Raw genomic sequence first — 24,409 nt, forward strand, 5'->3', positions numbered from 1 at the left:
CAATCTTTCCGGTGGTCAATGGCAAATGACCATTGACTCGTCATTACTCCGATACGGGAATGAACTGTCTGACCCACGCACCGAATCCACCGGGATTCCGACTCTGAATAAAAACGACCCCTGGCCCGCGGAATCGACAGACAAAGCCTTCGCCGGAGGTGAAGCTGGCGACCCATCCAGACGTGGCCTTTTCAATGTTGTAGGAAGTGGTCGCCGACCAGGCCACCAGATGGCTGTTGTCCACGATATATTCCTGCCCCGGTCTCAACTCGATCTTGTGAATGGCCCCGAAGCTGTTCAGGACGAGCATCCCTCTCCCGCTGATCTTCAGGATGAAGAACCCCTCTCCTCCGAGCAAACCACGACTGAGACTCTGCATTTGGCTGTCGATCGTGATACTGTCCGCACCGGCCAGAAATCCGTCTTTCTGCACCATGTACTCATTCACTCCATCGAGATCCAGGATGACAATTTCCCCCGGGACGGTCGGAGCCAACAACGCCTCGCCTGGGCCTCGGCTGGCCCGCAGCGTCTGAAAGAAGAACTTCTCCCCCGTCAGAAACTTCCGCGATAGCGCACCCAAGAATCCTCCCTCCATTTTGCTCTCAATGTCGATGGTCGGGGAGCAGGCGACCATCGCACCCGATTCCGCCTTCAGATGCTCCCCCTCGGATAATTCAATTCGCACCATCGGAAACGCACCAGGATATAGAATTTCACTTTTCATTCTGTCTCTCCTCCCTTTCTTCTTCCTTTAATCTTTAGGCAGAGCAGGTCGATGTCTCATTGCGCGCATGCACCGAGCACTTCCCGCTGCTCAACTATCCAAATCACTCCGGCGTGCGCGGTGAGCAAGCAGAAGACACGACCTGCTTGGCCCATCCTCACCCCGCTATCCACCCATAAACCAGACGGCTTGGTTCAGGCCCCTCCTCAAGATAGCTCATGCGGAGCCGGCCAAGGGCGTCACGTGGCACCTCTTGTCTGGTTGCCTCCACATTAATTCCAAACACCTCCGCCGCATTCAGACCAAAAATTCGTTCTTTGACCTGCCTCGTCAACGGTTGATAATGGCGTTCCTGGATCAAGGCCTCTGGGATTTGGAATCGCTGAAAAGCCTCGATTTGCCATTGAGGTGTTCCATACCAGATCGAATCCGTGCCCCACAAGACATGATCAACGCCGAACGCACGAATGATCCGTCCCAGCAAATGCGCACAGATCAACGGATAGGTGGTCACTAATTGGGCAAACGTCGACCCCAGTTCCATATAGATGTTGGAGAGACCTGGCTCAGTTTCCTTCATCCGGCAGAATTCGGTGGTCCACGGGATTTCTCCGGTTTTCGCAAAAACCTGTTCGATCGACGCGACGCCTCGGAACCCAGCGTGATACACCAAAAAATCGAGATCCGGGAAGTCTTTGGCTGCCTTAATCAAATCTCGTGGGTGGTTATAATCGGGCACAGGCCCCAACGGGAGTCCCTTGTGAACACAGATTCGCTTGACCTGCAGCTTTCTCGCCTGCTCCAACATAGGATACGCAATCCGTTCATCATCCATCCGCCAGCCTCGATCAAATCCCTTCGGACAAGACCCGGTATAACACTTCCAGGCATCGACCTTGAGCGTTTCAGCCTGCATGGCCATGTAGTCCAAATCCGCCGCGCCCAACTGCGGCGTCACCAGACCATGGGCCAACATCCGCTGGGAGCCGGCTAAGCGATTGAGCTCATCTCGGATATGGGCCATCTCTTTCGGCGGGACCACGGCCTCTTGTGGGTAGGGACCGGGCGGCGTACTGATCAAACCGATCGCGGTTTCACTGTCAAAGAAGACTTCCTTGACGAAATTCCTCCAGGACAAATCATCAATGGTACCCCGATCACCGGCCAATCGTGGATTGAGCCCGGATTCACGAATGGACCTTCTCAACGCCAGCAACGCTTGTTTGGACACCGCGCCTTTGCGATGAGCTTCGGAATCGGTGGGGTCATATCCGGATCCGACATAGTGGGTTTGCACGTCAAAGATAAAATACGGGGCACCCCGTTGCTCGGCAAATGCGGCAGTCTCAAAGAGCTCGATGTCTCCAATATTGAAAAATTTCCCGAACACAGTGTTCATGGCCAGCAGCGCTGCAGCCACCCCGGCCGTTCCATTCAAGAACTCTCGCCTGGTGACTCCGTTGCGAGTCGCCGCTCGTTCCATCAGGTCTGCCGCCACTCGCTCGACGCAGTTCTGCTGCCTCGTCTGGGAAATGGGGAGGAACTCTTCATTCGAGACGATCTGCGTCGGAATTCGAGTCGGGCAGATCATGCCCCTCTTCACGACGTGACCACCACAACTAAGGTTGGTACATGCTTCATGGCCGTCCTCTCCTATACGCAGCGTGCTGATTGTGTGAAATACTCGACGCGCTGTCAAGCGAGCAGCGGCGAGGCCACATGGCCTACGTAAAGTGGGAAGCGCCCAAGGGCCGTGAAGGGTCGCACGTGGAACGTGAAGCGTCCGAATTCTTAAACGAGATACGCTTCACGAACGACGAGGGACGGATATTGTTGCGGCAACATGTCGGCGGTGGTAGGAGCAGCGTTCCTGAAGACGGTGCGTGATGCACCGGGGCAAGCTTTATTTCGATTTTGATGAAGAGGCTGAGGATTTGCCCTGATTGGCGGAGGTATACGTTGCAGGAATCTCTACAACCACGTCTACTTGCGGATCGGCATCCTGATCTTTCCCGTCGTGACCGACGCTATACAGCAAGCCTTTTTTCTGATTTACCAACATCGGGAGGCCCGTATAGGGATCATAGAAATTCTGTCCCGCTTTGGCGATCTTGTTGAGAAGGTCGCCCTCTGAAGATCCGCGTCGCAACCACGCCTGTAAACTTGCAAGCCTCAGATGAGCGTCTGTATCCACCGTCAGTCCGTTATACACATCCCATGCGGGCAGCGGGGCAACGCCGACCAGATTCTCGATCGGGTTGGTGAGATAATCCATCACACTAGTCGCAGGGAAACGCACGTAGTCTTTCCACTTCGGAAGAGAATCATAATGCTTTTCTCCGGTTGCTTGGTACGACGCTTCGTAGTACTTGGCATAATCGTTGAGCCGACGCTGTTTCGGTAAGGGCAATGCCGACACCACCATCGCAGATATGGCCTGACCTTCAGCTCGCGCTGCGTTGACCTGGCTCTCATAGGTCTTCCCGGCCGAAACCAGTTCGCTTTGCATCGGCCACCGTAACGACAGCTCCGCTTGATCGAGCGGTCGCACAACTTTGGTGATGCGCCCTAGATGTTTTGTATCGAAATCCGAACGGACGAGCAGCCCCGATGCAAGAGCAATGTCGTCGTTGATCGCTTGCAATGCCAACATCTTGACGGGAAGCGTCCGTGCCTGGCTCAACACGACCCGCCATGTTTCCATGTCAGTTTCAAGCCGATCGACAGCAACCTCCGTCCCCTGTGCGAATCCATCCGCAACATGCAGTTGGTGGGCGAACACCATCGCCCCGCAGGGTGGACTGACAGGCCGGCCGTAGCCCCAATCCTCGAACGGAAGCTTTTGCCACTGACGATATCGTTCAAGCGTCACCTGATGTCGGCTCCCCCATCCTTGGATGGTCTCCTGATGCGATTTGAATTGACCGATCGGATCCGATCCTCGGACCCATCCACGAATAGTGCCGGCGGACGCACTCGACCGGTCACTTCCTTCTGTTCCGGGAGTTCCAAAGCAACCCAGTGCGGTGGTGCTGTCTCCGATGGCAGATTGTCTCTCACTCTCCGCGCGGAGAGGATCTTGCCCCACTGGTGCATCGATCCCGAGCAGCAGTGTGTACGCATTCTTTTGGGCCCCGAAGATGGTCTGTTGTGGCGTCGTCGTAAAACTCTGAAAAGTGGGTGATGGCGGTTCGTCCATGAGCATCCAGGTCAGCGCCAGCGCTCCAAGGCCAAGTGCGACACACACCCCGATCAGCACCGTAAGCCCTACGACGGTTCTCACAATGGCCTGAGTGGTCGAGAAGCTGGTGCGCAGGAATCCCAGGATCACTGCCCCTGCTCCACTCAGAATTGCGGTAGACTTTTGGTTCTTTGCCGGTTCCTCAACACGCGGTCTTGTCTCCGGAGCTCTCCTGATCCTTGAAGACTCGACGAACGCCTCATCGTTTGCATAAGCCGCCGGCTGTGGCTGGCGGACTTCCTGCCGCTCGAGAGTCGCGGGTTCCGCTGATGTAACGCGAGTGACAACAGGCTCCCGATCCGCTCGCGTCATGACCTCCGTCTCCACCTGCTCTCGTTGAGGAAGCATCGGTTCAGGACTCGGAGATCCTGCTTGAACATCCACGACCTCTGATGGCTGATCAGCGTACAGGACCGCCGATGACGCTTCCTGAGTCCCAGGCAGGCTCACACCATCGTCTACGATGGACTTTGGTTCGATGGGAGCAGGCTCGACAGGTCGAATGGGCTCGATTTTCTCGTGGAAGACCTTGTTGAGTGGTTGCGAATCATGCGCCTGGAATTCCGCTTTGGGACCTTGCTCGACTTCTTCAGGAACTGCACCGGGATGGGGCTGTTCTCGCTTGATGGCAAACTCGGTTGGCTTATCACCATCATCGTGCTGACCCACGACCGGGCCTAGATTCGGATCCTGAGGACAGACTTGAGCCGCAGATTCCTGTGACGCAGAAGATACCGCTTCGTCGACCCGCGATGATTGCACGATGGAGAAGATCGGCGCTGACTCCGCAACCTGCTCCATGCCTTGGTCCGTCGTGGACGACGCGCCGGTCTCCACTGCAGACTCGTGCCGCTCCTCCGGGTGCGCTATTGCGACATCCTGTGCGAATGAAAATGCAGCCGGCTCTGAATCAGATTCATGGGGCGATGGTGAGGTCGGCAATTGCTTTTCAGGAATGTGTGAAGAACTGTCTGAACCCTGCGGCTGATCCATGGGTTGTTCGAGAGGCTCCGCCGCAATCGGAGGATTCATCTCGACGGGAGGGATCGACAGCACCGACTCCTGCACCTGATCCCATGGCATGGGTGCCACCGGCGATCTTGGTGCTTCTTCATCTACTTTCCGATTTTCGCTCTCCTGTTTCGGAGCTTCTACTGCGGAAGCCTCGAGCTGCTCGCTTTGAGGAGATGGGACAGGAGAAGTATTTGCAAGCGTCCCTTCCAGGCGAGTCGGCGCCGGGGACTGTGACACATCCTTTACAGAGGATTGCTCTCCGAACTTCCAGGCTGTATCAAAGACCGATTTCCATGAAAACCCTGGTTGTTTCCATGGCTGAGCTGCCTCATCGGTCGGGACTGGTGCCGGAGCGACCGGCGAGTCAGCAGGGCTAGCGCTCTCTTCTGCTTGCTGCCGCTCGACTTCCTTGGTCGTAAGAGAAGCTTCCTCTTTGTTTGCTACCTGTATTGACTCTACTAGGGATGGCTCTATCCTGACAGATGGAATGGGCTCTTTGTCGGCCTGAGACTGAGGCGGCAGATTGGGCCCCTCGATATCCTGGGAGAAACTGCCCGACGGCTCGACTGTCTGTTCCAAGTCCACTCTCATCGCTGCGGATGCGGGATGACCCTCTGCTACCGCTGGTGCCTCCGCAGCTTCAGGTGAGACCGGCTCCGATACTTGGAGCGAGGCAGAGCCGGCATCCACCACATCTCGATGAGCTTCCGACGGCGCCGCAGGAAGCTCCGCCCTGGAATCTAGAGGCCCAGGAGCAGGAAGTGACTCCTCTGCCATCTCCTGCGCTGCGAACTGATGGGTCTCCTGTGCGACTGAAACCTCTCCAACCTCCTGGATAGAATCTTCTGCCGGTCGATCAATTTGAGCTTCGTTGCAGACTGGTTCTCCCTGGGTAGCAGGAAGCTCTTCCGAGCGGACGAGACTGTGTTCAGAAGACTGAATTTGTTCCGGAGAATCAGCACTGTGCTCTGATTGTGCCGCCGATGGTGCAATGTCAGATAATTGCGCTGTCTCACCCGATGACTCCGGCACGCCATGCGAAACTTGGACTTCCCATGGCATCGCTTCATCCGTTCTAGAAGAAACGGTCTGTTCCAGTGAGTCCTCGGCAAATACGCCTTGATGGAGTGCGGTGTCTGTCCCGACGGGACTCGGTTGACGTGGTACTAATTGGCCGGTTTCCGCATCAAAATAGGAAGCCAAACGGAACGCAACAGGGCTCGCCGGGGCCAGTTCCCGTATTCTTGAATAGAGTTGCCCCGCATGATCCGGGCGCTCGGGATCCGGATCTTCGATTAAGATATCGACGGCCTTTCCGTACTCTTCAACTGCCTCAAGAACATTTCCCTTTTCTTGATAGATTGTCCCAAGCTTTTCAAGGTAGGGCACACAGCGCGGACCGGCGGCGAGGTATTCACGGAGTAGTGATTCAGCGAGCCAGTAGTCTTGGCGCTGAAACGCTTCGGCAAGCAGGGCGTCGAAGGCTTCTCTTGCCGGAATGAGGCTCCCCAGTCGAAGATGGAGGGTCGCGAAAAGCCGTCGCGCCTCCATGTTGACCGGATCGAGAGCCAGGAGCTCCTTGAGCGCAGCAGATGACCGGCCGTACTTGCCTGCATTCATTTGAGTGATCGCCTCTTCCAGCAGCGCGCTCTTCCTGCTGTAGCCGACCACCCCACGCTTCGGCGTACGGATCGTCTCTGTCTTATCTGATTTTATTGAGGGTTTCTTATTCCAGCGCACGGATTAACCTTAGCAGATCTTCGGTACCCAAGAGCCCAACAGAGGCTCTTCTGAAGCCTTGAGCCTGGTCTCCTCCTCGCACAAAAGACCGAACCCATGATGCTCAGAGGTCAGGAGCCGTCGGCATTCAACAGGCAGACTTGTAACCTCTTGATATTAAATGATCTGGACTGCTTTCTTGCTTTTGCCTTGAGTGTGTGACTGCTCTAACACCAACGCGTCCAACACTGGTTTCCTGTACGAACCATAGATATCCGTGCTCTGCTTGTGTCAGTCGGCTCACAAGACTCGCTCCTTACCCAGTTCCTGCACCCATCCGTTTCAATTGATTATCGGCTTTTTCATGGAATTCATTAGCTTAGGGAGTAAAAGCAGGATGCGACCCACCCGCTCCGTCTCAGTGGAGCATATTAGGCCTGGATGTGTCCCGCGCATCTCTCGGAGAACTGATCAATACCAGGCCATTGGGATTGAGTTGCCGCAAAATGTAATCCTGGTTGTGTCCTTCGATCCGCCTATGGTACGGTCGAACTCACTTACTAAGTTTTATGAGAACCACGGAATTTCTAGCTCCATCGTGCAATTTCATTCAAGCCTGACACTGGTATCGCCTACCGCCAGACTAGTGAGAACCTATCTGGTAGGGTCACTCCTCTGCTGCTTGGCACTTGTTCCGTCCAACACGTTTGCCCAAGGAACCGCCTCGCAACCGGCCAAGGTCTCTCTCGATTTCAACGAAATTGATATCCCGGTCTTTGCCAGGTTCATCGGGGAACTCACCGGCAAAAACTTCGTGCTGGACGAAACCATCAAGAAGCAAGGCGGGAAGATATCCGCGTTTTCTCCCACCAAAGTGTCACCGGACCAGGCGTTCAGCATGTTTGTGGCGGCACTCGAAGCGGCCCGTATCGCAGTCGTGAAGAAGGACGGAAATCTCTATCAAATTGTGCCGATGGGTGATCTCCCGCCTGAGCGTGGGGTGTTTGTCTACAAGCTCAAACACGCGAACGCCACGGATCTTGCCGCGGTGCTTACCAACCTGGTGGCCCGCTCACAAACCGTCGCTCAAATCACACCAGGAGTCCGCCCCCCGATCAGGCCACTGACTGAATTTGAAGCTCCTGTCCAGGTGTTCGCAGACAAGGCCACGAACTCCATCATCGTCAGCTCAACCAAAAATGCATGGACACACATCCATGCCGTGATTCGGGACTTAGACATCCGGCGTAAACAGGTCTTTGTCGAAGCGGTGATCTTGGAGGTTCAAGTTGACCGCTTGCGGCAAATCGGGACCGACCCGACTCAGGTTTTGGGAGCGGGTAAGTCAGGATTTCTGCAGGGAATTGGGGGGTTCAACCGAGCGCCAGAAGAACTTGCCTCCGTCGCTCAAGCCATCAGCGGTGTGGCGGCAGGTGGGGCGACGGGGGGTGCGGTGACCGTGTTGAACACCGTGAATGTTCGGGCATTTATGAACCTCCTGATGAACCTCACCGATACAAACATCCTCTCCACTCCTCAGGTGCTGGCCGCCGATAACCAAAAAGCCAAGATCGTCGTCGGTGAAAATCGGCCGTTTCCGACCGGGCAGGCTCAAGGTATCACCGGAGGCACGTTGGTGACGATCGAGCGCAAGGACGTTGGTGTCACATTAGAGTTGACACCCCAAGTACTGGAAGATGATTTGATTCGGCTCGAAATCAAGCAAGAGATTACCGCCATCGCGGAAAACGTGGCCCAGACCATCGGATCAGGCTCAGCCAGTATTCCTGTCGGGCCCACCACCACCAAACGATCGATGGAAACCACGACGATTGCTCAGGACCAACAGACGCTCGTGGTGGGAGGATTAGTCCGGGACAATATCACGCTCAGTGAAAGAAAAATTCCGCTCTTGGGAGATATCCCCTGGCTAGGATGGCTGTTCAAATCCCAGAATCGTCAGATGGAGAAATTGAATCTCCTCGTGTTTCTGACTCCGCATTTGGTTCGCGACGAGGCCGATATGGCCGAACTGAATGCCAGAAAAGCAAGAGATGTCAATACTTTACAGCGTGAAAATCGAATTGAGGAACCGACCAGGCTCAAGCAGGATGTACTTGAGCGCCTCGAACCCCCTTCGGTCGTGCCTCAAGTCTCCCCGACTGATAAGCTCATCAGACCCTAACCCTCTGGTTTATAAGCCCTTCTGGTGCCACAACGCCCATGGCTTGTCCTAAGTTTGCCCCATCCCACTACCATTAAGGCCCAGAGGCCCCTCCTCAGAGGAATGGTGCCCTATGCTCCGCCTGGCTATGCTGCATCCCTACAGGTGGTAGACAAGGAGGACAGACCAATGGCTGACACGATCATAAACTGGCGAATTCATCATCGACTTTCCGTCGCCTATCCCGTCATCTTTGGAGGAGCCCCGTTTGTCGGAGAAGGAACCATCTCAAACATCTCCAGAACCGGCTGTTCAGTGAACTGTGACCGGATCGTCTTAATGGGTAGCTATATTAAGCTGAGCGTCCTCTTACCTGACCCCACATCGTCGTTATTTATTGAGCTCGGGAAGGTTCGATGGGTCAAGGATCAGACATTCGGTGTGGAATTCATCCGTGTGCCGACACTCACTCGCCACCGACTGGACCGAGTCGTGTCACGAGATCTCGCCTTAGAGGCAAACCTCCTGTCAGTACCAGCCTAAGCTGCTTGGGGACCCACTCCCCGCTCAACCACTAGGACGAGTTGGTCTTGAGACCCGCCACTCCCGCACTCTAGCTATTGGGGAAGGAAAGACCGGTTGGAAGAAACTGTCGGTGGGTCACACTCAGCCACACACGCTGCCTTCCTCTGGAGGCAGCGTGTGTGGCTGACATTGTCAACTGCCCTACGGCTTCCAGTCAAAGTGCATCGACAGGCCCACATGGATGAGGATCGTATTGATCGTGGATTGATAGGGGTTATGAAAAGCCAGCGCTTGGACACCATCGCTTCCAGGGAATGGTTCGGTTGTCCCCGTCCGATCCGTCGTCAGCCGACTGTGATCGGCATGGATATACTTCGCCTCCACAAACGCCGCCACATACTTGAAGAGATGCGCCTTGACTCCGCCCACGCCTTGAAACGCGACGGTCGTATGCCGTTGTTCAGTGATGGCGGTGAAAAACCCAGTTCCCCCCATGCCACCTGGCCGCGTTGCCATCTGATGCGCACCCACACCGACCCCGACATACGGAAACCACCGCCCGTTGGGATAGGATTCGGAAATCGCCAGGGGGTAGCGGACCATGAAATTGGTGCCGACGTAGATGGCTTGGATCTCCGTCGTAGTGCCCAACCCTGTTGAAGGATCACGATTATAATTGTCGATACAGCAGGCCACGTCCGGATACCAAATAAACCCGTTGATTTCCACACCGAGATCGAATCCCAGCAACCTGTTTCTAGTGGGAAACCAGATCCCCGCGTTGCCCCCGTAGGAATGTTTCGTCTGATAGTCGATGTCCTTGACCACCGTCGGGAATCCAGACCCAGGGCCCTCGCCCGTAAACGTGGCGTCCTGACTGAACGGCAGAGCGATACCCGCCATCACGGACAGATAGGGCTCAAGCGTCCCGGAAGTCATCGTCGGGAGACCATCCGAGAGGGCATAGGGATCGGCGACCCGTTGGCTGTAGGGATCGTCCGCCCGAGTGAGATCCGCAGAGCCGAGGAGACAGAGGAGACACATCAGCGCCGACATTCTTGCTTTCATTCATTCTCCTCCTACGGTAACGCAACCATGTGCTTCGACGAATTGAGATTGTGCAATCCGGAGCTCCCACAGCCGATCACGTGATCTGGCACGACCCTACGGCTTCCAGTCAAAGTGCATTGATAAGCCCGCATGCACCATGATCGTATTAATCGTCGACTCATAGGGATTCACAAACGGACCTTCACCGGTAAAGGCTAGATCGCCGGCGGGGGAATTTCCATACCGATCCGTCGACAGCCCGTTGTGCTGGGCATGAACATACTTCGCTTCCACAAACGCCGACACATACTTGAAGAGATGGGCCTTAATTCCACCGATCCCCAGAAACCCAACGGTCGTATCCCGTTGAGTGGTGATGGCAGTTAACAGCCGTTGCCCTCTGGCTCCGCCCGGCTTCATCCCCAGCTGATGGGCGCCCACCCCGATGCCGACGTAGGGAAACCATCGGCCGTTGGGATAGGCCTCGGAAATGGCCATCGGGTAGCGCAGCAGGAAATTGGCGCCCACATAGGCAGCTGATATTTCAGTCGTAGTACCTCGATTGGCAATTCCATCTCTTTGGAAACTCCCCGTGGGGTCATTATTAAAAAAGTCCGTACAGCAGGCGACGTCCGGATACCACACAAAACCAGTGAGTTCCACGCCGAGGTCCAAGCCCACCAGCTTACTTCTGGTGGGAAACCAGATCCCCGCGTTGCCTCCCCATGAATGCTTCATTTGATAGTCGACATTATGGATCACTGTCGGCTGGCTCCCGTCCTGAAACGTGGCGTCCTGACTGAACGGAATCGCCACGCCCGCCATGGCGGAAAAGTAGAGCTCATACGTCCCGGAAGACATATTGGGGAGACCATCCGAGAGGGCATAGGGATCGGCGACCCGTTGGCTGTAGGGATCTTCTGCCCGGGTGAGATCCGCTGAGCCGAGGACACAGAGGAGACAAATCATCGCCGACATTCTCGCTTTCATTCATCGTCCTCCTACGGTAACGCACCCATGGTCTGAGACTAATTGGGGTTGCACATCTGAGATTCTTCTACGGCTTCCAGTCAAAGTGCATCGACAGGCCCGCATGCACAAAGATCGTATCGATCGTGGACGAATAGGGATTCACAATTAAAAATCCATCTGCTGGATCAGTTGGTCCGGGGAATTGTTGGGCTGGAGACGCCCCGAACCGATCCGTCAACAGCCCATCGTGATGGGCACGGACATACTTCACCTCGATAAATCCCGCCACATACTTGAAAAGATGCGCCTTGATGCCACCCACACCCTGAAACCCCACCGATGTATTCCGTTGCTCGGTGATGGGGTTCGTACGTGTATTATCAAGGGCAAAATATGTCGTCACCCCGTGGGCTCCACCAGGCCTCATCGCCATCTGATGCATGCCCACGCCGATCCCCACGTAGGGAAACCACCGCCCGTTGGGATAGGCCTCGGAAATGGCCATTGGGTAGCGAATCAGAAAGTTGGGACCGATGTAGAGACCTGAGATCTCCGTCGAAGTGCCTGCCCCCGTTGCGGGATCCCGATTATAATTGTCCTGACAGCAGTGCACGTCCGGATACCAGAGAAAGCCGGTGAGTTCCAGGCCAAGATCGAATCCAAACAGCTTATTTCTGGTAGGGAACCAAACCCCGAGGTTGCCGCCGAGCGAGAATTTCGAGACGTAGTCGACATCCTGGACCACCCTCGGTGAGGTCCCGTCCGTAAACGTGGCGTCCTGACTGAACGGAATGCCCACTCCCGCAAAAAATGATAGATAGGGCTCAAGTGTCCCGGAGGACATATTGGGGAGACCATCCGAGAGGGCATAGGGATCGGCGACCCGTTGGGTATAGGGATCTTCTGCCCGGGTGAGATCCGCAGAGCCAAGGACACAGAGGAGACAAATCATCGCCGACATTCTCGCTTTCATTCATCGTCCTCCTACGGTAACGCACCCATGGTCTGAGACTAATTGGGGTTGCACATTCTGAGATCGATCAGTCGATCGTCGTTGGTCTGTGTCGTGAGACGAGTGCGTCCGTGCATGAATCGACTCGACCCCCGGTTCGGCGGTTACGGTTCTTGGCATAAGAGTCCACCCATCCGCCTCTCAGAGCGATCAGGAGGGGATACTCCTTTCGTATACATTCGGCGAACGGCGCCAACAGTAGCAACCCCGCCTTCATTTTTGAAAATAGATAAAACGGATTGGAGTTATCGATAAATCCAATATGGCAGTCTGGCTGTCATGAGATCATCGAGATGGATTCCAACTGCCTCGAGTTGACTTCCGAACCGACCTACCCCTCCTCTCTCCGCTCTTGATCTCGTAATTGCTTCTAATAGCTTGGCTTCCACATCATGTGTGAACAGGGAGGGCACAGAGGTCGACCGCCTGATAAAGGACCTTGGATTCAACAGCTTCGGCTGGTGCTGCAACAAAGCTTTGATCAGCCATTCACAGTGAGATTGGCATGTTTTCGAGAAGAAGCCGGTTCACCATACGGTCTTCGATTGCTTCGGAGGCAGCCGGTACGCTGTTGAAAAACCAGCCGCTTCGCTCTAGGGCTGCGTACGGGTTTAGATAGACTCCACGTGTTCTCTTCCCGCGGTTTTACTGGATGGCCTTTCTGAGGAACCTATGAGACATCCAGATTGAGTCCGCCGGCGGAGGTACTGATTCCTTTTGACGGTGGTGCAGGGTTTATGACTACACTGCGAACAGGCCTGTGAGGCTGCTTCACGGAACCGGATGAACGGAAAGGCTTAAGAATATCAGTTAGGATACCTACCGTCCCAACGCCTTCTTGACCGCCTCCCCGATCTCTGCGGGATTCTTGACGACTGTTACCCCAGCTGCTTCCAGGGTCTTCATTTTTTCAGATGCCGTCCCCTTGCCGCCGGAGATAATCGCACCGGCATGGCCCATGCGACGGCCAGGAGGCGCCGTAATCCCGGCGATGAAGCTAACAACTGGTTTCTTTACGTTCTTCTTGATGAATTCAGCAGCTTTTTCTTCCGCGTCGCCGCCGATTTCGCCGATCATGACGATGGCCTGAGTCTCTGGATCTTTTTCAAACAACGGCAGGACATCCACGAACCCCGTACCGTTCACGGGATCACCACCGATTCCGACGCACGTAGTTTCTCCCAAACCCAATGTCGAGAGCTGGTGTACCGCTTCATAGGTCAAGGTCCCACTGCGCGACACCACGCCGACAACACCCTTTTTGTGAATAAAGCCCGGCATGATGCCGATCTTCGCTTCATCGACCGTAATCACCCCTGGGCAGTTCGGACCAATAAGTCGCACATCCCGACCGCGCAGAGCCCGTTTCACTTTCACCATGTCATTCACCGGGATCCCCTCCGTGATACAGATCACGAGTTTGATTCCGGCATCAGCTGCTTCCAAAATGGCATCGGCACAGAAGGGTGGAGGCACAAAGATGAGCGACGTATCCGCTTCGGTCTTTTTCACCGCATCCGCCACCGTATTGAATACGGGAATGCCTTCGACTTCCTGCCCGCCTTTACCCGGCGTCACACCGGCGACGACCTTGGTCCCATAGGCCTTACATTGAGTCGCGTGGAACGAACCTTCCTTCCCCGTAATCCCCTGCACCACGACGCGTGTATTCTTATTGACGAGAATGCTCACGGTTTCCTCTTTTCTTATCTTCCCTTTTAAGAAGGTGTGCCGGGTCGGTCTTCATACTGCGCGCATCCACCGAGCGCCGAACAATGTCTGATAATCTAATTTACTTCTTGTGTGCGCGGTGGGCGAGCACTGAAGACTGGCCCGGCGCACCTTTTCCCTCACGCTGCTTTTCCTGTCAGTTTCACAATTTTTTGGGCGGCTTCCCACAGATCGTTGGCGACATCGAGCTTCAACCCGGAATCTGCCAACAGCTTACGGCCTTCTTCGGCATTGGTTCCTTGCAGTCGAACCACGAGAGGCACGTTGATCTTCACTTCCTTGGCCGCTTCGATGACACCGTGGGCAATACGTTCACAGCGCACGATTCCACCAAAAATGTTGATGAAGATGCCTTTCACGTTCGGATCTTTCAGCAGAATCCGGAATCCGGCGGCAACCGTCTCCTTCGTCGCGCCTCCGCCCACGTCCAAGAAGTTCGCCGGTTCGCTGCCCGCTAGCTTGATGACGTCCATCGTGGCCATCGCCAAACCAGCCCCGTTCACCATGCAACCGATGTTGCCGTCCAGTTTTACATAGTTCAGATTGTTCGCGGTCGCTTCAATTTCCAGCGGCTCCTCCTCATTCAGATCACGCATCTTCTGCACATCTTCATGCTTGAAGAGGCCGTTGTCGTCGAACGAGACTTTGCCGTCCAGCGCCACGACGGTCTTTTCTTTCGTGATAATGAGGGGATTAATTTCGACCAGGGCACAGTTCTTCTCCATGAACAGGCGGTACAGATTCCCCAGCATCTTGATGAATGGATTCATTGCCGTCGGCTCGATATTCTGAAGCCCGAGCGCAAAGGCGATGTTCCGCCCGTTGTATCCCTGAAATCCCACGGCAGGATCAATCGGTTCCTTGATGATCTTTTCCGGGGTCTTGGCGGCTACTTCTTCGATTTCCATCCCGCCTTCGGTACTGGCGATGAACGTCGGCCAACCGGTATCCCGATCGACCAGGATCGAAAGATACAGCTCCTTGGCGATGTTCGCCCCCTCTTCCATCAGCAGACGGTGAACCTGACGCCCTTTGGGACCTGTTTGATGCGTCACCAGCGTCTTGCCGATGAGCTCTTTCGCAAACCCTGCCACCGCTGTCTTATCCTTCGTGATTTTTACTCCACCCGCCTTCCCTCGACCTCCGGCATGAATCTGTGCTTTGACGACGAATACGGGTGTATTCAGCTCATTGGCCCAAGCAGTGGCCGCTTCAGGAGAAGTAATTTCCTTTCCCTTCGGCACCGGCACACCAAATTGTGCAAAGAGAGACTTCGCTTGGAATTCATGAACGTTCATTCTTAACCTCGAAGAGCTAATAGCAGATGGCTAATAGCCTTATGGGACGGACTGAGAGCAGACAGGCTTTTTTGCCATTCGCTATCAGCCATTCGCCATAGGCTCCTTATGCTTTCCTCGTGTACGCCGGCAGGATCATCGGCGAGATGACACCACTGACGTTCCCATGCTTCTTGGCTTCCGCGCGGAACTGTTGCACATGCCTGAGGGACAGCGCGCCCTGTTTCATCGACTGCGCACGACCGGCAGCGGTCAAGCCGGAGCGTTTCCCGAACACCATGAGGTCCAATAAGGAATTCCCCATGAGACGGTTCCGCCCATGCAGTCCGCCGGACGCCTCTCCTGCCACGAACAGATTCTTCACATTGGTTTCCGAGTTCGTATCGATCTTTACCCCGCCGTTCTGATAGTGCAGCGTCGGATAGATCAAGACCGGATCCTTGCTGATATCGATCCCGAATCGCTCAAACTGCATCATCATCGCCGGGAAATGCTTTTCGACCGTACCCGGCCCATGCTCGGCATCCAGCAACGGCGTATCCAACCAAACTCCAACACGGCCTGACATCGTCCTGATCCCACGCCCTTCCTCACACTCGCGGATAATCGAAGAAGACACGACATCTCGCGTATCGAGCTCGTTGACAAACCGTTCACCCTTGGCATTGACGAGGTGCCCACCTTCGGAGCGAATCCCCTCCGTAACCAATGCCCCGATCAATTGTTCAGGATACACGGCACCCGACGGGTGATATTGAAATGTGTCGACATGTGCGAGTTTGGCGCCCATGCGATAGGCCAAGCAGAGCCCATCACCGGTCGCTCCATAGTGATTGCTCGTGGGGAACCCTTGAATGTGCAATCGACCAATGCCACCGGTCGCCACAATCACCGACTTGGCGGCGACGACCACATGCCGCTGATTGTCGAGATCTTTAAAAATCGCGCCGGTGCAGGCCCCTTGGCCGTCGCTCAGCAGTTCAACGGCAGCCGCGAACTCCAATAATTGAATCTTTTGATTGATGACCTCGTCCTTGAGTACACGCATGATTTCGAGGCCGGTGTAGTCCGAGCAGGTCAAGAGACGAGGTTTCGAACTCCCCCCGCCCTTCTTCACATGCAGATTCCCGTCGGCCTGCCGATCGAACAGCACACCCAACTCCAAGAGCCACTTCGCAATCGACGGCCCATCTTCGACCATGACTTTGAGCAGGGCATGGTCGTTTTCCATGTGCCCGCCCTTGAGCGTATCGATGAAATGGGTGACCGGCGAATCTTCGGGCGCCACGGAAATCTGCATCCCGCCCTGCGCCATCACACTGTTGGAATCGCCCAAGCGAAGCTTCGTGGCCAGAATGGTTTTTGCTCCCGCGCCATGGGCGTGCAAAGCCGCGGCACAACCCGCGCCTCCACCACCGATGACCAGGACATCGCAGGTATACTGAGGCGTAAGATCGGCATTGTCTTGAATGGAACTGTCGCCTTCAAGCAAGGTCGCCAACTCGACGACGGTTTTGTCGCCTTCGTTCGGACCGAACTTAATCGGACGATAGGCGCTGGCCCGAAAATCAGGATGGTACTTGTGAATCAGTTGGTCCCGGTCCGTCGGAGAAAACTTGGGGATGGTCTGCTTACGCCGGGCATCCCGAGTCTTGTGTACGATCTGTTGGAGCGCGTGAATATCCATGTCTAGCTTTCAGCTACCTGCGTTCAGCAACCGCCTCTCAGAAGCTGAGAGCTGATGGCTGATGGCCTGGTGGCTATTTCACCATCGCACAATGTTCGGCCAGTTCTTTCTCATTCATCTTCAGAATCTTGGCCCATTCGTCCTTATAGATGTCGTCCTGAATCTCTTTGATCCTGGTATCGAGCCCGACCGGCTTGTCAGTAAAATGGGCGCCCTGCGCACGGCTGACATAGAGGGCCACGAGATTCGGCGCAATGTCGGCAATGCAGACCGGCGTACACATCCCGCACATGACACAATCCATGAACATCTCAGAGACGCTCTTAAAGTCACCGAAAACAGCCTTCCAAACTCCTTCCCGCACGTCGATCTTCTGCGGGCAGGCTTCGGTGCAGGCATTGCAATTTCGGCACAGCGGAGCTTCCGGATAGAGATTGAACAGATCTTGTTTCGGGTCTTGGAGCTTCTGAATTTCGTAGGTGGCCTTTCGGGCCGGAAACGGCGGCATCATCGTAAACGACATGCCATCCTGTACCGCCATCTGACAAGCGAGACAGGTTCTCACTTTCGGATCATCTTTCGTCCGGTAGTAGGTGGCACAGGCCCCGCAGAATCCCCCCAGACAACCGACGCCACGCACGACATCGATCCCGGCGTACCACATGGCACGGACGACAGTAATCCCCTCCGGCACGTCCACTTTCTTGCCGGCGATCTCGATCGTGACCATCCGGGGCTTCATCACCTCGGGCTGATCGATCACATTTTCGTTTAATTCTTGAGCCATTTTACAAACCAGTAAGGGGTGAAGGGTGAGGGGTAAGGAGAAATCCTCACCCCTGACTCCTCACTGTTTATACGAACGAATCGATGATCTTGTTCAACGTCGCGCTCGGCCGCATCGCCTTGTACGCCTTGGCATCGTCCGGGTGATAATACCCGCCGACATCCTGCGGCTTGCCCTGCGCGGCCAACAATTCGCCGTCGATCGTCTTCTCATTGTCGCTCAAATCTTTGGCGATCTTCGCAAACTTTTCTGCAATCCTCTTGTCCGCCGTCTGAGCGGCCAAGGCTTGCGCCCAATAGAGCGCCAGATAGAAATGGCTGCCACGGTTGTCGATTTCGCCGACCTTGCGGGCCGGTGACTTGTTGCTCTCCAAGAACTTTGCATTGGCTTGATCCAGCGTGTCCGCCAGGATCTTTGCCACCGGGTTATTTCCAGCCTTGGCCAAGTGTTCCAACGAAGCAGCCAGCGCCAGGAACTCACCGAGCGAATCCCACCGCAGGTAGCCCTCTTGTTCGAACTGCTGCACATGCTTCGGGGCCGATCCACCGGCACCGGTCTCGAACAACCCGCCACCGTTCAACAACGGAACGATCGAGAGCATCTTGGCGCTGGTGCCGATTTCGAGAATCGGGAAGAGGTCCGTGAGATAGTCACGCAGCACGTTGCCGGTGCAAGAAATCGTGTCCTTGCCTTCCTTCATCCGCTCGATCGAGTACCGGCAGGCTTCAGCCGGTGACATGATCTTGATCTCGAGGCCGTTCGTATCATGCTTCGGCAGATAGGCATTCACCTTCTTGATCAATTCAGCATCATGGGCACGGTCCTTGTTCAACCAGAACACGGCCGGTGCGCCGGTTGCCCGAGCACGCGTGACCGCCAACTTGACCCAGTCTTGAATCGGGGCATCCTTGACCTGGCAAGCACGCCAGATATCGCCCTCTTCAACCTTATGTTCGTGGAGGATCGAACCCGACGCATCCACGATGCGGATCGTACCGTTGGCCGGTGCCTTGAAGGTCTTATCATGCGACCCATACTCTTCCGCAGCCTGCGCCATCAATCCGACGTTGGGAATCGTCCCCATCGTCTTTGGGTCAAAAGCCCCTTTCTGCTTACAGAATTCCACCATCTCGTGATAGACCGGCGCGTAACTTGCGTCGGGAATCACACACTTCACATCCTGCAGCTGTCCAGCCGGATTCCACATCTTGCCGGAATCACGGATGACCGGCGGCATGGACGCGTCGATGATGATGTCACTCGGCACATGGAGATTCGTGATTCCCTTGTCACTGTTGACCATCGCCATCGGCGGGCGCTTCTGATAGACCGCCTGGATATCGGCCTCGATCGCCTTCCGCTGCTCATCCGGCAAGGCCTTGATCTTGGCATAGACGTCGCCGAGACCATTGTCAGGATCCACGCCCAACTTCTTGAATGTTTCACCATGCTTTTCAAACACATCCTTATAATAGACAATCACGCCATGGCCGAAGATCTTCGGGTCGGAGACCTTCATCATGGTGGCCTTCATATGGAGTGAAAAGAGAACGCCCTTGGCCTTGGCATCTTCGATCTGCTCTTCCAAGAACCTGCGAAGCGCCTTGACACTCATAAAAGTCGCATCCAGCACTTCACCGGCCTGCAATGTGACCTTTTCCTTCAGCACCGTAGTCTTGCCATCCGCCCCAACGAACTCGATTTTCGCCGTCGTCGCAGCGGGAATCGTGCGAGACTTTTCATTGGAGAAGAAGTCGCCCCCCTTCATGTGAGAGACGTGAGTCTTGGAGTCGGGCGACCAGGCCCCCATCTTATGGGGATGCTTCCGCGCATAGGCCTTGACGGACAACGGAGCACGGCGGTCCGAGTTGCCCTCGCGCAACACCGGATTGACCGCGCTACCCTTCACCTTATCGTAGCGGGCCTTGATGTCCTTTTCCTTGTCGTCCTTCGGATTCTCCGGATAGTCCGGCAGCTTGTACCCTTGCTTCTGTAATTCCTTGATCGTCGCAACCAGCTGCGGAATCGAGGCACTGATATTCGGCAGCTTAATGATGTTCGCTTCCGGCGTCTTGGCCATTTCTCCAAGCTCCGCCAACGCATCATGCTGCTTCTGCTCCGGTGTCAGATATTCTGGGAATACCGCGATGACACGGCCTGCGAGAGAAATATCGCGCAGTTCCACGGTGACACCCGCTGCCTTTGTGAAGGCATTGATAATCGGCAAGAAGGAATAGGTCGCCAACATCGGCGCCTCATCCGTCTTTGTATAGATGATTTTGTCTGCTTTGCTTGCCATACCGCTCCCTCTTGGTGTGACTGTTTAGTTCAACGCATTGAGCGCCGAACCCGCCTTGAACCACGCGATCTGCTGCGCCGTGATGCTGTGGTTCGCCTGGATGGTGAGCGCGTTGCCATCCGCTTTATGAATTGTTACCTGCACCGGCTTGCCAGGAGCCAGACTGTTCAGCCCCGTCACACTGATGCGGTCCTGCTGCTCGATCTTCTCGTAGTCCTTCGGATCAGCGAAGGTCAACGCCAAGATCCCCTGTTTTTTCAAATTGGTCTCATGAATGCGCGCGAAGCTCTTCGTGATGACCGCGCGCACGTTCAAGAAGCGAGGCGACATCGCCGCATGCTCCCGGCTGCTGCCCTCGCCGTAGTTTTCGTCGCCGACCACGATTGACCCGATGCCCTGTGCCTTGTAGGCTCGGGCAATCTGCGCGATCGTCAGGTTCGACTCACCGGTCAACACGTTCGTGCCCTTGCCCGGCTCGGACGAAAACGCGCTGTTGGCGCCGAGGAACATGTTGTCACTGATCTTGTCCAGGTGGCCTCGGAATTTGAGCCAGGGACCGGCCGGTGAAATATGATCGGTCGTGGTCTTGCCCTTGGTCTTGATTAAGAGCGGCAGCTTCTCGAAATCTTTGCCGTCCCACTTCGGAAATGGCTGCAAGACTTGTAACCGTTCGCTCGTCGGTGGAAGATCAACGGTGAGTCCTTCGCCGTTGTCAGCCGGTGCCACGTAACCCTCTTCACCCTTCGCAAAACCCTTGGCCGGCAACTCCTCGCCAACTGGGGCTTGGAGCTTGAATTCTTTGCCGTCAGCTCCCTTCACCGCCTGATTGACCGGATCGAAACCAAGATCGCCGGTGATCGCGTAGGCCGTCACCACTTCCGGGCTTGCGAGGAACGAAAGGGTTTCGCTGATCCCATCATTCCGTCCCGGAAAATTCCGGTTGAAAGAGCTGACGATCGAGTCGGCCTTGCCCTTCACCCCGTCCGCACGCTTCCACTGGCCGATGCAGGGGCCGCAGGAATTAGACAGCACGGTTCCGCCGAGCTTCTCGAAGGTCTCCAAGAACCCGTCACGCTTCATGGTGTGATAGATACGCTCTGATCCGGGGGAAATGAGGAACGAGGCCTTCGCCTTCAACCCAGCCTTTAAGGCCTGCTGTGCCACGTGAGCCGAACGGCTGATATCTTCGTACGAGGAATTGGTACAGCTCCCGATCAACGCCGCCTTCAGTTCAACGGGATAACCCTTTTCTTGCGCTTCGGCTTTCAGCTTGGAAATCGGCCTGGCAAGGTCTGGCGTGTGAGGTCCCACCACATGGGGCTCCAACTTGGAGAGATCGATTTCAACGATCTGATCGTAATACTTTTCCGGAGCTTGCATCACCTCTGGATCAGCCGTCAACAAGGCCTTGTTTGCCTGGGCCAACTTTGCCAGATCCGCCCGATCCGTAATGGTCATATAGTCGACCATCTTCTGATCGAATGGGAAGACCGATGTGGTCGCACCCAGTTCCGCACCCATGTTGCAAATCGTACCTTTGCCGGTGGCACTAATCGTTTCAGCGCCAGGTCCAAAGTATTCGACGATCTTGTTCGTCCCGCCCTTCACCGTCAACAAGCCGCACAGGTAGAGGATCACATCCTTTGCAGACGCCCATCCGCTCAACTTGCCTGTCAGCTTCACCCCGATCAATTTCGGATGGAGCACTTCCCACGGCAAACCGGCCATCACTTCGCCGGCATCCGCCCCACCGACGCCGATCGCCAATCCACCCAACCCACCGCCGTTCGGTGTGTGTGAATCGGTCCCGATGATCAAGCAGCCAGGGAACGCATAATTTTCCAGTACGACTTGGTGAATGATGCCAGCACCCGGCTTCCAGAATCCGATGCCGTACTTCTTCGCCGCAGAAGCCAGGAAGTTATAGACCTCCCGGTTCTCGTCCAAGGCGCGCGTCAGGTCCTTCTCGGATCCCATTTCCGCACGAATCAGATGGTCGCAATGGATCGTGCTGGGAACCGCGGCCTTCTTCTTGTTGGCCTGCATGAACTGCAGCACGGCCATCTGGGCCGTGGCATCTTGCATCGCCACGCGATCGGGACGCAGCGCCAGCATGGCCTTCCCCCGCTCCCAATTCTGGGTATCGAAGTTGTCGGCGTGTGAAACGAGAATTTTATCCGCCAGCGTCAGCGGTCGGCCGAATTGCTTTCTGGCCTTCTCGAAGACCGCCGGCATTTTTGCATAGAGATTTTTCGCGAGATCCATGGACATGGGAGTAGCTCCTTACAGTTCTGAGTGCTGGGTGCTGAGTGCCGGACGAAGACCCTACACTCAGAACTCAACACTGGTTACTCAGCACTATTTCAAGGGCGGCACTTCCCGACGCTTGGGCGCCGCATAGTTCACCAGATAGTCGAACAGTCGGATCAGGCGACTGTCCTGCCGCTTCTGATCGACCCAGTGGCCGATCAATCCGATCGTGCGCGACAAGATAAAGAAGCCGTTCAAACTGTCGACAGGGAAGCCCATGTCGACCAGAACCGCTGCCATCGTGCCGTCCACGTTTAAAATCAAGTTATCCTTCTTGACTGCCGTGACCTGCTCCACCGCCAAGGCGAAGTCGAGGCACGGCGTTTTGATATCCAAGCTCTTCACATAACCCACAAGTTCCTTGACCCGCTTGTCAGGATTGCGCAGGCTCTTCACTCGGTGACCGATTCCCGGCACTGGCCCTACGTTCTTCTTCATGTAGGCCAGAAACTCGTCGACATTCATTTTATTGTCAACGGCATACTTGAACCAACGCCCGGCGTCCGTCACTGCGCCGCCGAAGCGCGGACCGATCATGATGAGCCCGGCCGCGACTGCTTGAGACAGGCCGATTCCGGCGCAGGCTGCAAGGATCGTCGCGTACGCTCCGCTGACGCAAGGCCCGTGGTCCGCCGAAAGCATCATGATGCGCTTGATGATTTCCGCTTCCTGCTTCGAAATGAGGCGCTTATCCCAGAGCAAACCGATGACGTGAGGTATCTCGTATCCCTTGTTGATAAGCTCTGAGGCTGGATACCCGACATAGCAAGGCTCATCGCCACGGTCGTCGCTGATCGTGGTCCGGATCAACGGAGCCACCATCACTTCGTCCGCCTTCATCGCCTCTTCAACCGACTTCGGCAACCTCGGCAGCACCGCCGGCTCCACCGGCTCCTTCACCTGACCGGACTTGAGCAGTTCTTGATAGGTTTCCTTGATGGCCGGCCCCAAGGCTCCGAACGTCGGCGGGACGATGGCCCCTGATTTCTTGAGCGCGTCCGACTTGGATCGTGCTGATCCCTCGCCTTTCATCCCTTCCTTGGCACCGGCATGACCGAACTTCATGCCCTTCGGCAAGCTCTCCTGGCAGAACCCCGAAACCACGCCGATCAACTTGACACGACGCTTCTTGGCTCCATACCACTCAGCGGCCCGCTCTTCGAGGTCTCCGCCCATCTCACCGACGATGACGACCGCCTTGGTCTGCGGATCGTTTTCAAACATTTCCAGGTAGCTCACATAGTCGGTGCCGGGATAGGCATCGCCACCGATACCAATGGCCGTCGTGATGCCATCGGCGAATTGTGAGCAGATCCAGATAATTTCGTTCGAGAGGCCGCCTGACTTTGTAATCACGCCGAAAGAGCCTTCACGATACAACTTCGAGAGCACGAGGTTGTCGAACGCGCCACCGATGACGCCCAACCGGCACGCCCCTGCCGAGATGATCCCGATCGAGGATGGCCCGTTGAACACCTTACCGAGCTTGCGCGCATGCGCCCCAAGCAGTTTGGCGTCCTTTTCCGGAACACCCTCGGTGATCATGGAGACGACCTTGATGTTCGGATCATCCAACGCTTCCATCCCACCCTTCATGGCGCGATCGGCACCGATGTAGACAAGGCTGGTATTGATGGCTGGATGATTCTTCGTCGCTTCGGCGATCGTCTTGTAGATGGGGATCGCAATCAACCCGCTGCCGTACGGCACTTCATTGGTCTTGCCGGCATCGGGCGGATAGACGAACGCCTCGACCGTGAGGGGGCGTTTAATTAGATAACAGAACTCCGCCATGCGGCGTGCTGCATTGACACCGGCGGCTCCACCCTGAATCACCACGCGGGTGTCTTTATTGGCCAGAATACTCATCGAA

15 protein-coding genes are annotated in these 24,409 nt (G+C 55.7%); 2 read left to right on the forward strand and 13 right to left on the reverse strand.

Annotation, left to right across the window (positions count from 1 at the left end):
• Positions 1–43 precede the first annotated feature (43 nt).
• The 3 genes from ACMTNU_RS02630 to ACMTNU_RS02640 all read right to left on the reverse strand — a co-directional run bounded on the left by ACMTNU_RS02630 (position 44) and on the right by ACMTNU_RS02640 (position 6,722).
• A complete protein-coding gene (locus tag ACMTNU_RS02630; RefSeq protein ID WP_413933647.1) occupies positions 44–727 on the reverse strand; it encodes a TIGR00266 family protein in 684 nt (227 codons plus the stop codon).
• Positions 728–884: 157 nt separating this feature from the next.
• Positions 885–2,318, reverse strand: a complete 1,434-nt coding sequence (locus ACMTNU_RS02635; RefSeq protein ID WP_413933648.1) for an amidohydrolase family protein — start codon at positions 2,316–2,318, stop codon at positions 885–887.
• A gap of 312 nt (positions 2,319–2,630) precedes the next feature.
• Positions 2,631–6,722, reverse strand: coding sequence for a tetratricopeptide repeat protein (locus tag ACMTNU_RS02640; protein ID WP_413933649.1), 4,092 nt, complete (start codon positions 6,720–6,722; stop codon positions 2,631–2,633).
• Positions 6,723–7,299: 577 nt separating this feature from the next.
• Between ACMTNU_RS02640 and ACMTNU_RS02645 the strand changes: the two genes are divergently transcribed.
• Positions 7,300–8,886 carry a secretin N-terminal domain-containing protein gene (locus ACMTNU_RS02645; protein ID WP_413933650.1) on the forward strand — a complete coding sequence of 529 codons (1,587 nt, stop codon included), beginning with the start codon at positions 7,300–7,302 and terminating at the stop codon, positions 8,884–8,886.
• A 168-nt stretch (positions 8,887–9,054) separates the two neighbouring features.
• Positions 9,055–9,408 (forward strand): PilZ domain-containing protein, encoded by a 354-nt coding sequence (locus tag ACMTNU_RS02650; RefSeq protein WP_413933651.1) that lies wholly within the window; start codon positions 9,055–9,057, stop codon positions 9,406–9,408.
• 183 nt (positions 9,409–9,591) lie between these two features.
• Here ACMTNU_RS02650 and ACMTNU_RS02655 read toward each other — a convergent pair whose 3' ends face one another.
• From ACMTNU_RS02655 to ACMTNU_RS02700, 10 genes are all read right to left on the reverse strand, one after another.
• Positions 9,592–10,458, reverse strand: a complete 867-nt coding sequence (locus tag ACMTNU_RS02655; protein WP_413933652.1) for a hypothetical protein — start codon at positions 10,456–10,458, stop codon at positions 9,592–9,594.
• 96 nt (positions 10,459–10,554) lie between these two features.
• Positions 10,555–11,430, reverse strand: a complete 876-nt coding sequence (locus ACMTNU_RS02660) for a hypothetical protein (protein WP_413933653.1) — start codon at positions 11,428–11,430, stop codon at positions 10,555–10,557.
• Positions 11,431–11,497: 67 nt separating this feature from the next.
• Positions 11,498–12,385 (reverse strand): hypothetical protein, encoded by an 888-nt coding sequence (locus ACMTNU_RS02665; protein ID WP_413933654.1) that lies wholly within the window; start codon positions 12,383–12,385, stop codon positions 11,498–11,500.
• A gap of 858 nt (positions 12,386–13,243) precedes the next feature.
• Positions 13,244–14,116, reverse strand: a complete 873-nt coding sequence (gene sucD, locus ACMTNU_RS02670) for a succinate--CoA ligase subunit alpha (RefSeq protein WP_413933655.1) — start codon at positions 14,114–14,116, stop codon at positions 13,244–13,246.
• A 158-nt stretch (positions 14,117–14,274) separates the two neighbouring features.
• Complete coding sequence (gene sucC / locus ACMTNU_RS02675; RefSeq protein WP_413933656.1) at positions 14,275–15,453, reverse strand: ADP-forming succinate--CoA ligase subunit beta; 1,179 nt, start codon at positions 15,451–15,453, stop codon at positions 14,275–14,277.
• Between the two features lie 106 nt (positions 15,454–15,559).
• Complete coding sequence (locus tag ACMTNU_RS02680) at positions 15,560–17,140, reverse strand: FAD-binding protein (protein ID WP_413933657.1); 1,581 nt, start codon at positions 17,138–17,140, stop codon at positions 15,560–15,562.
• 73 nt (positions 17,141–17,213) lie between these two features.
• A complete protein-coding gene (locus ACMTNU_RS02685; RefSeq protein ID WP_413933658.1) occupies positions 17,214–17,927 on the reverse strand; it encodes a 2Fe-2S iron-sulfur cluster-binding protein in 714 nt (237 codons plus the stop codon).
• 67 nt (positions 17,928–17,994) lie between these two features.
• On the reverse strand, positions 17,995–20,226 hold the full coding sequence (locus ACMTNU_RS02690; RefSeq protein ID WP_413933659.1) for an NADP-dependent isocitrate dehydrogenase: 2,232 nt from the start codon (positions 20,224–20,226) through the stop codon (positions 17,995–17,997).
• 24 nt (positions 20,227–20,250) lie between these two features.
• Positions 20,251–22,497, reverse strand: a complete 2,247-nt coding sequence (locus tag ACMTNU_RS02695) for an aconitate hydratase (protein ID WP_413933660.1) — start codon at positions 22,495–22,497, stop codon at positions 20,251–20,253.
• A gap of 87 nt (positions 22,498–22,584) precedes the next feature.
• Positions 22,585–24,405 carry a citrate/2-methylcitrate synthase gene (locus ACMTNU_RS02700; RefSeq protein ID WP_413933661.1) on the reverse strand — a complete coding sequence of 607 codons (1,821 nt, stop codon included), beginning with the start codon at positions 24,403–24,405 and terminating at the stop codon, positions 22,585–22,587.
• Positions 24,406–24,409: the final 4 nt, after the last annotated feature.

It is taken from the genome of Nitrospira sp. BLG_1 (assembly GCF_047338595.1).
Taxonomy (GTDB): domain Bacteria; phylum Nitrospirota; class Nitrospiria; order Nitrospirales; family Nitrospiraceae; genus Nitrospira_D.

Bases quoted from the DNA above. Each gene is read 5' to 3' on its own strand.
- ACMTNU_RS02665 (WP_413933654.1), bottom strand. From the start codon at position 12,385: ATGAAAGCGAGAATGTCGGCGATGATTTGTCTCCTCTGTGTCCTTGGC.
- ACMTNU_RS02685 (WP_413933658.1), bottom strand. From the start codon at position 17,927: ATGGCTCAAGAATTAAACGAAAATGTGATCGATCAGCCCGAGGTGATG.
- ACMTNU_RS02690 (WP_413933659.1), bottom strand. From the start codon at position 20,226: ATGGCAAGCAAAGCAGACAAAATCATCTATACAAAGACGGATGAGGCG.
- sucC (WP_413933656.1), bottom strand. From the start codon at position 15,453: ATGAACGTTCATGAATTCCAAGCGAAGTCTCTCTTTGCACAATTTGGT.
- ACMTNU_RS02630 (WP_413933647.1), bottom strand. From the start codon at position 727: ATGAAAAGTGAAATTCTATATCCTGGTGCGTTTCCGATGGTGCGAATT.
- ACMTNU_RS02680 (WP_413933657.1), bottom strand. From the start codon at position 17,140: ATGGATATTCACGCGCTCCAACAGATCGTACACAAGACTCGGGATGCC.
- ACMTNU_RS02650 (WP_413933651.1), top strand. From the start codon at position 9,055: ATGGCTGACACGATCATAAACTGGCGAATTCATCATCGACTTTCCGTC.
- ACMTNU_RS02655 (WP_413933652.1), bottom strand. From the start codon at position 10,458: ATGAAAGCAAGAATGTCGGCGCTGATGTGTCTCCTCTGTCTCCTCGGC.
- ACMTNU_RS02635 (WP_413933648.1), bottom strand. From the start codon at position 2,318: ATGATCTGCCCGACTCGAATTCCGACGCAGATCGTCTCGAATGAAGAG.
- ACMTNU_RS02660 (WP_413933653.1), bottom strand. From the start codon at position 11,430: ATGAAAGCGAGAATGTCGGCGATGATTTGTCTCCTCTGTGTCCTCGGC.
- ACMTNU_RS02695 (WP_413933660.1), bottom strand. From the start codon at position 22,497: ATGTCCATGGATCTCGCGAAAAATCTCTATGCAAAAATGCCGGCGGTC.
- ACMTNU_RS02700 (WP_413933661.1), bottom strand. From the start codon at position 24,405: ATGAGTATTCTGGCCAATAAAGACACCCGCGTGGTGATTCAGGGTGGA.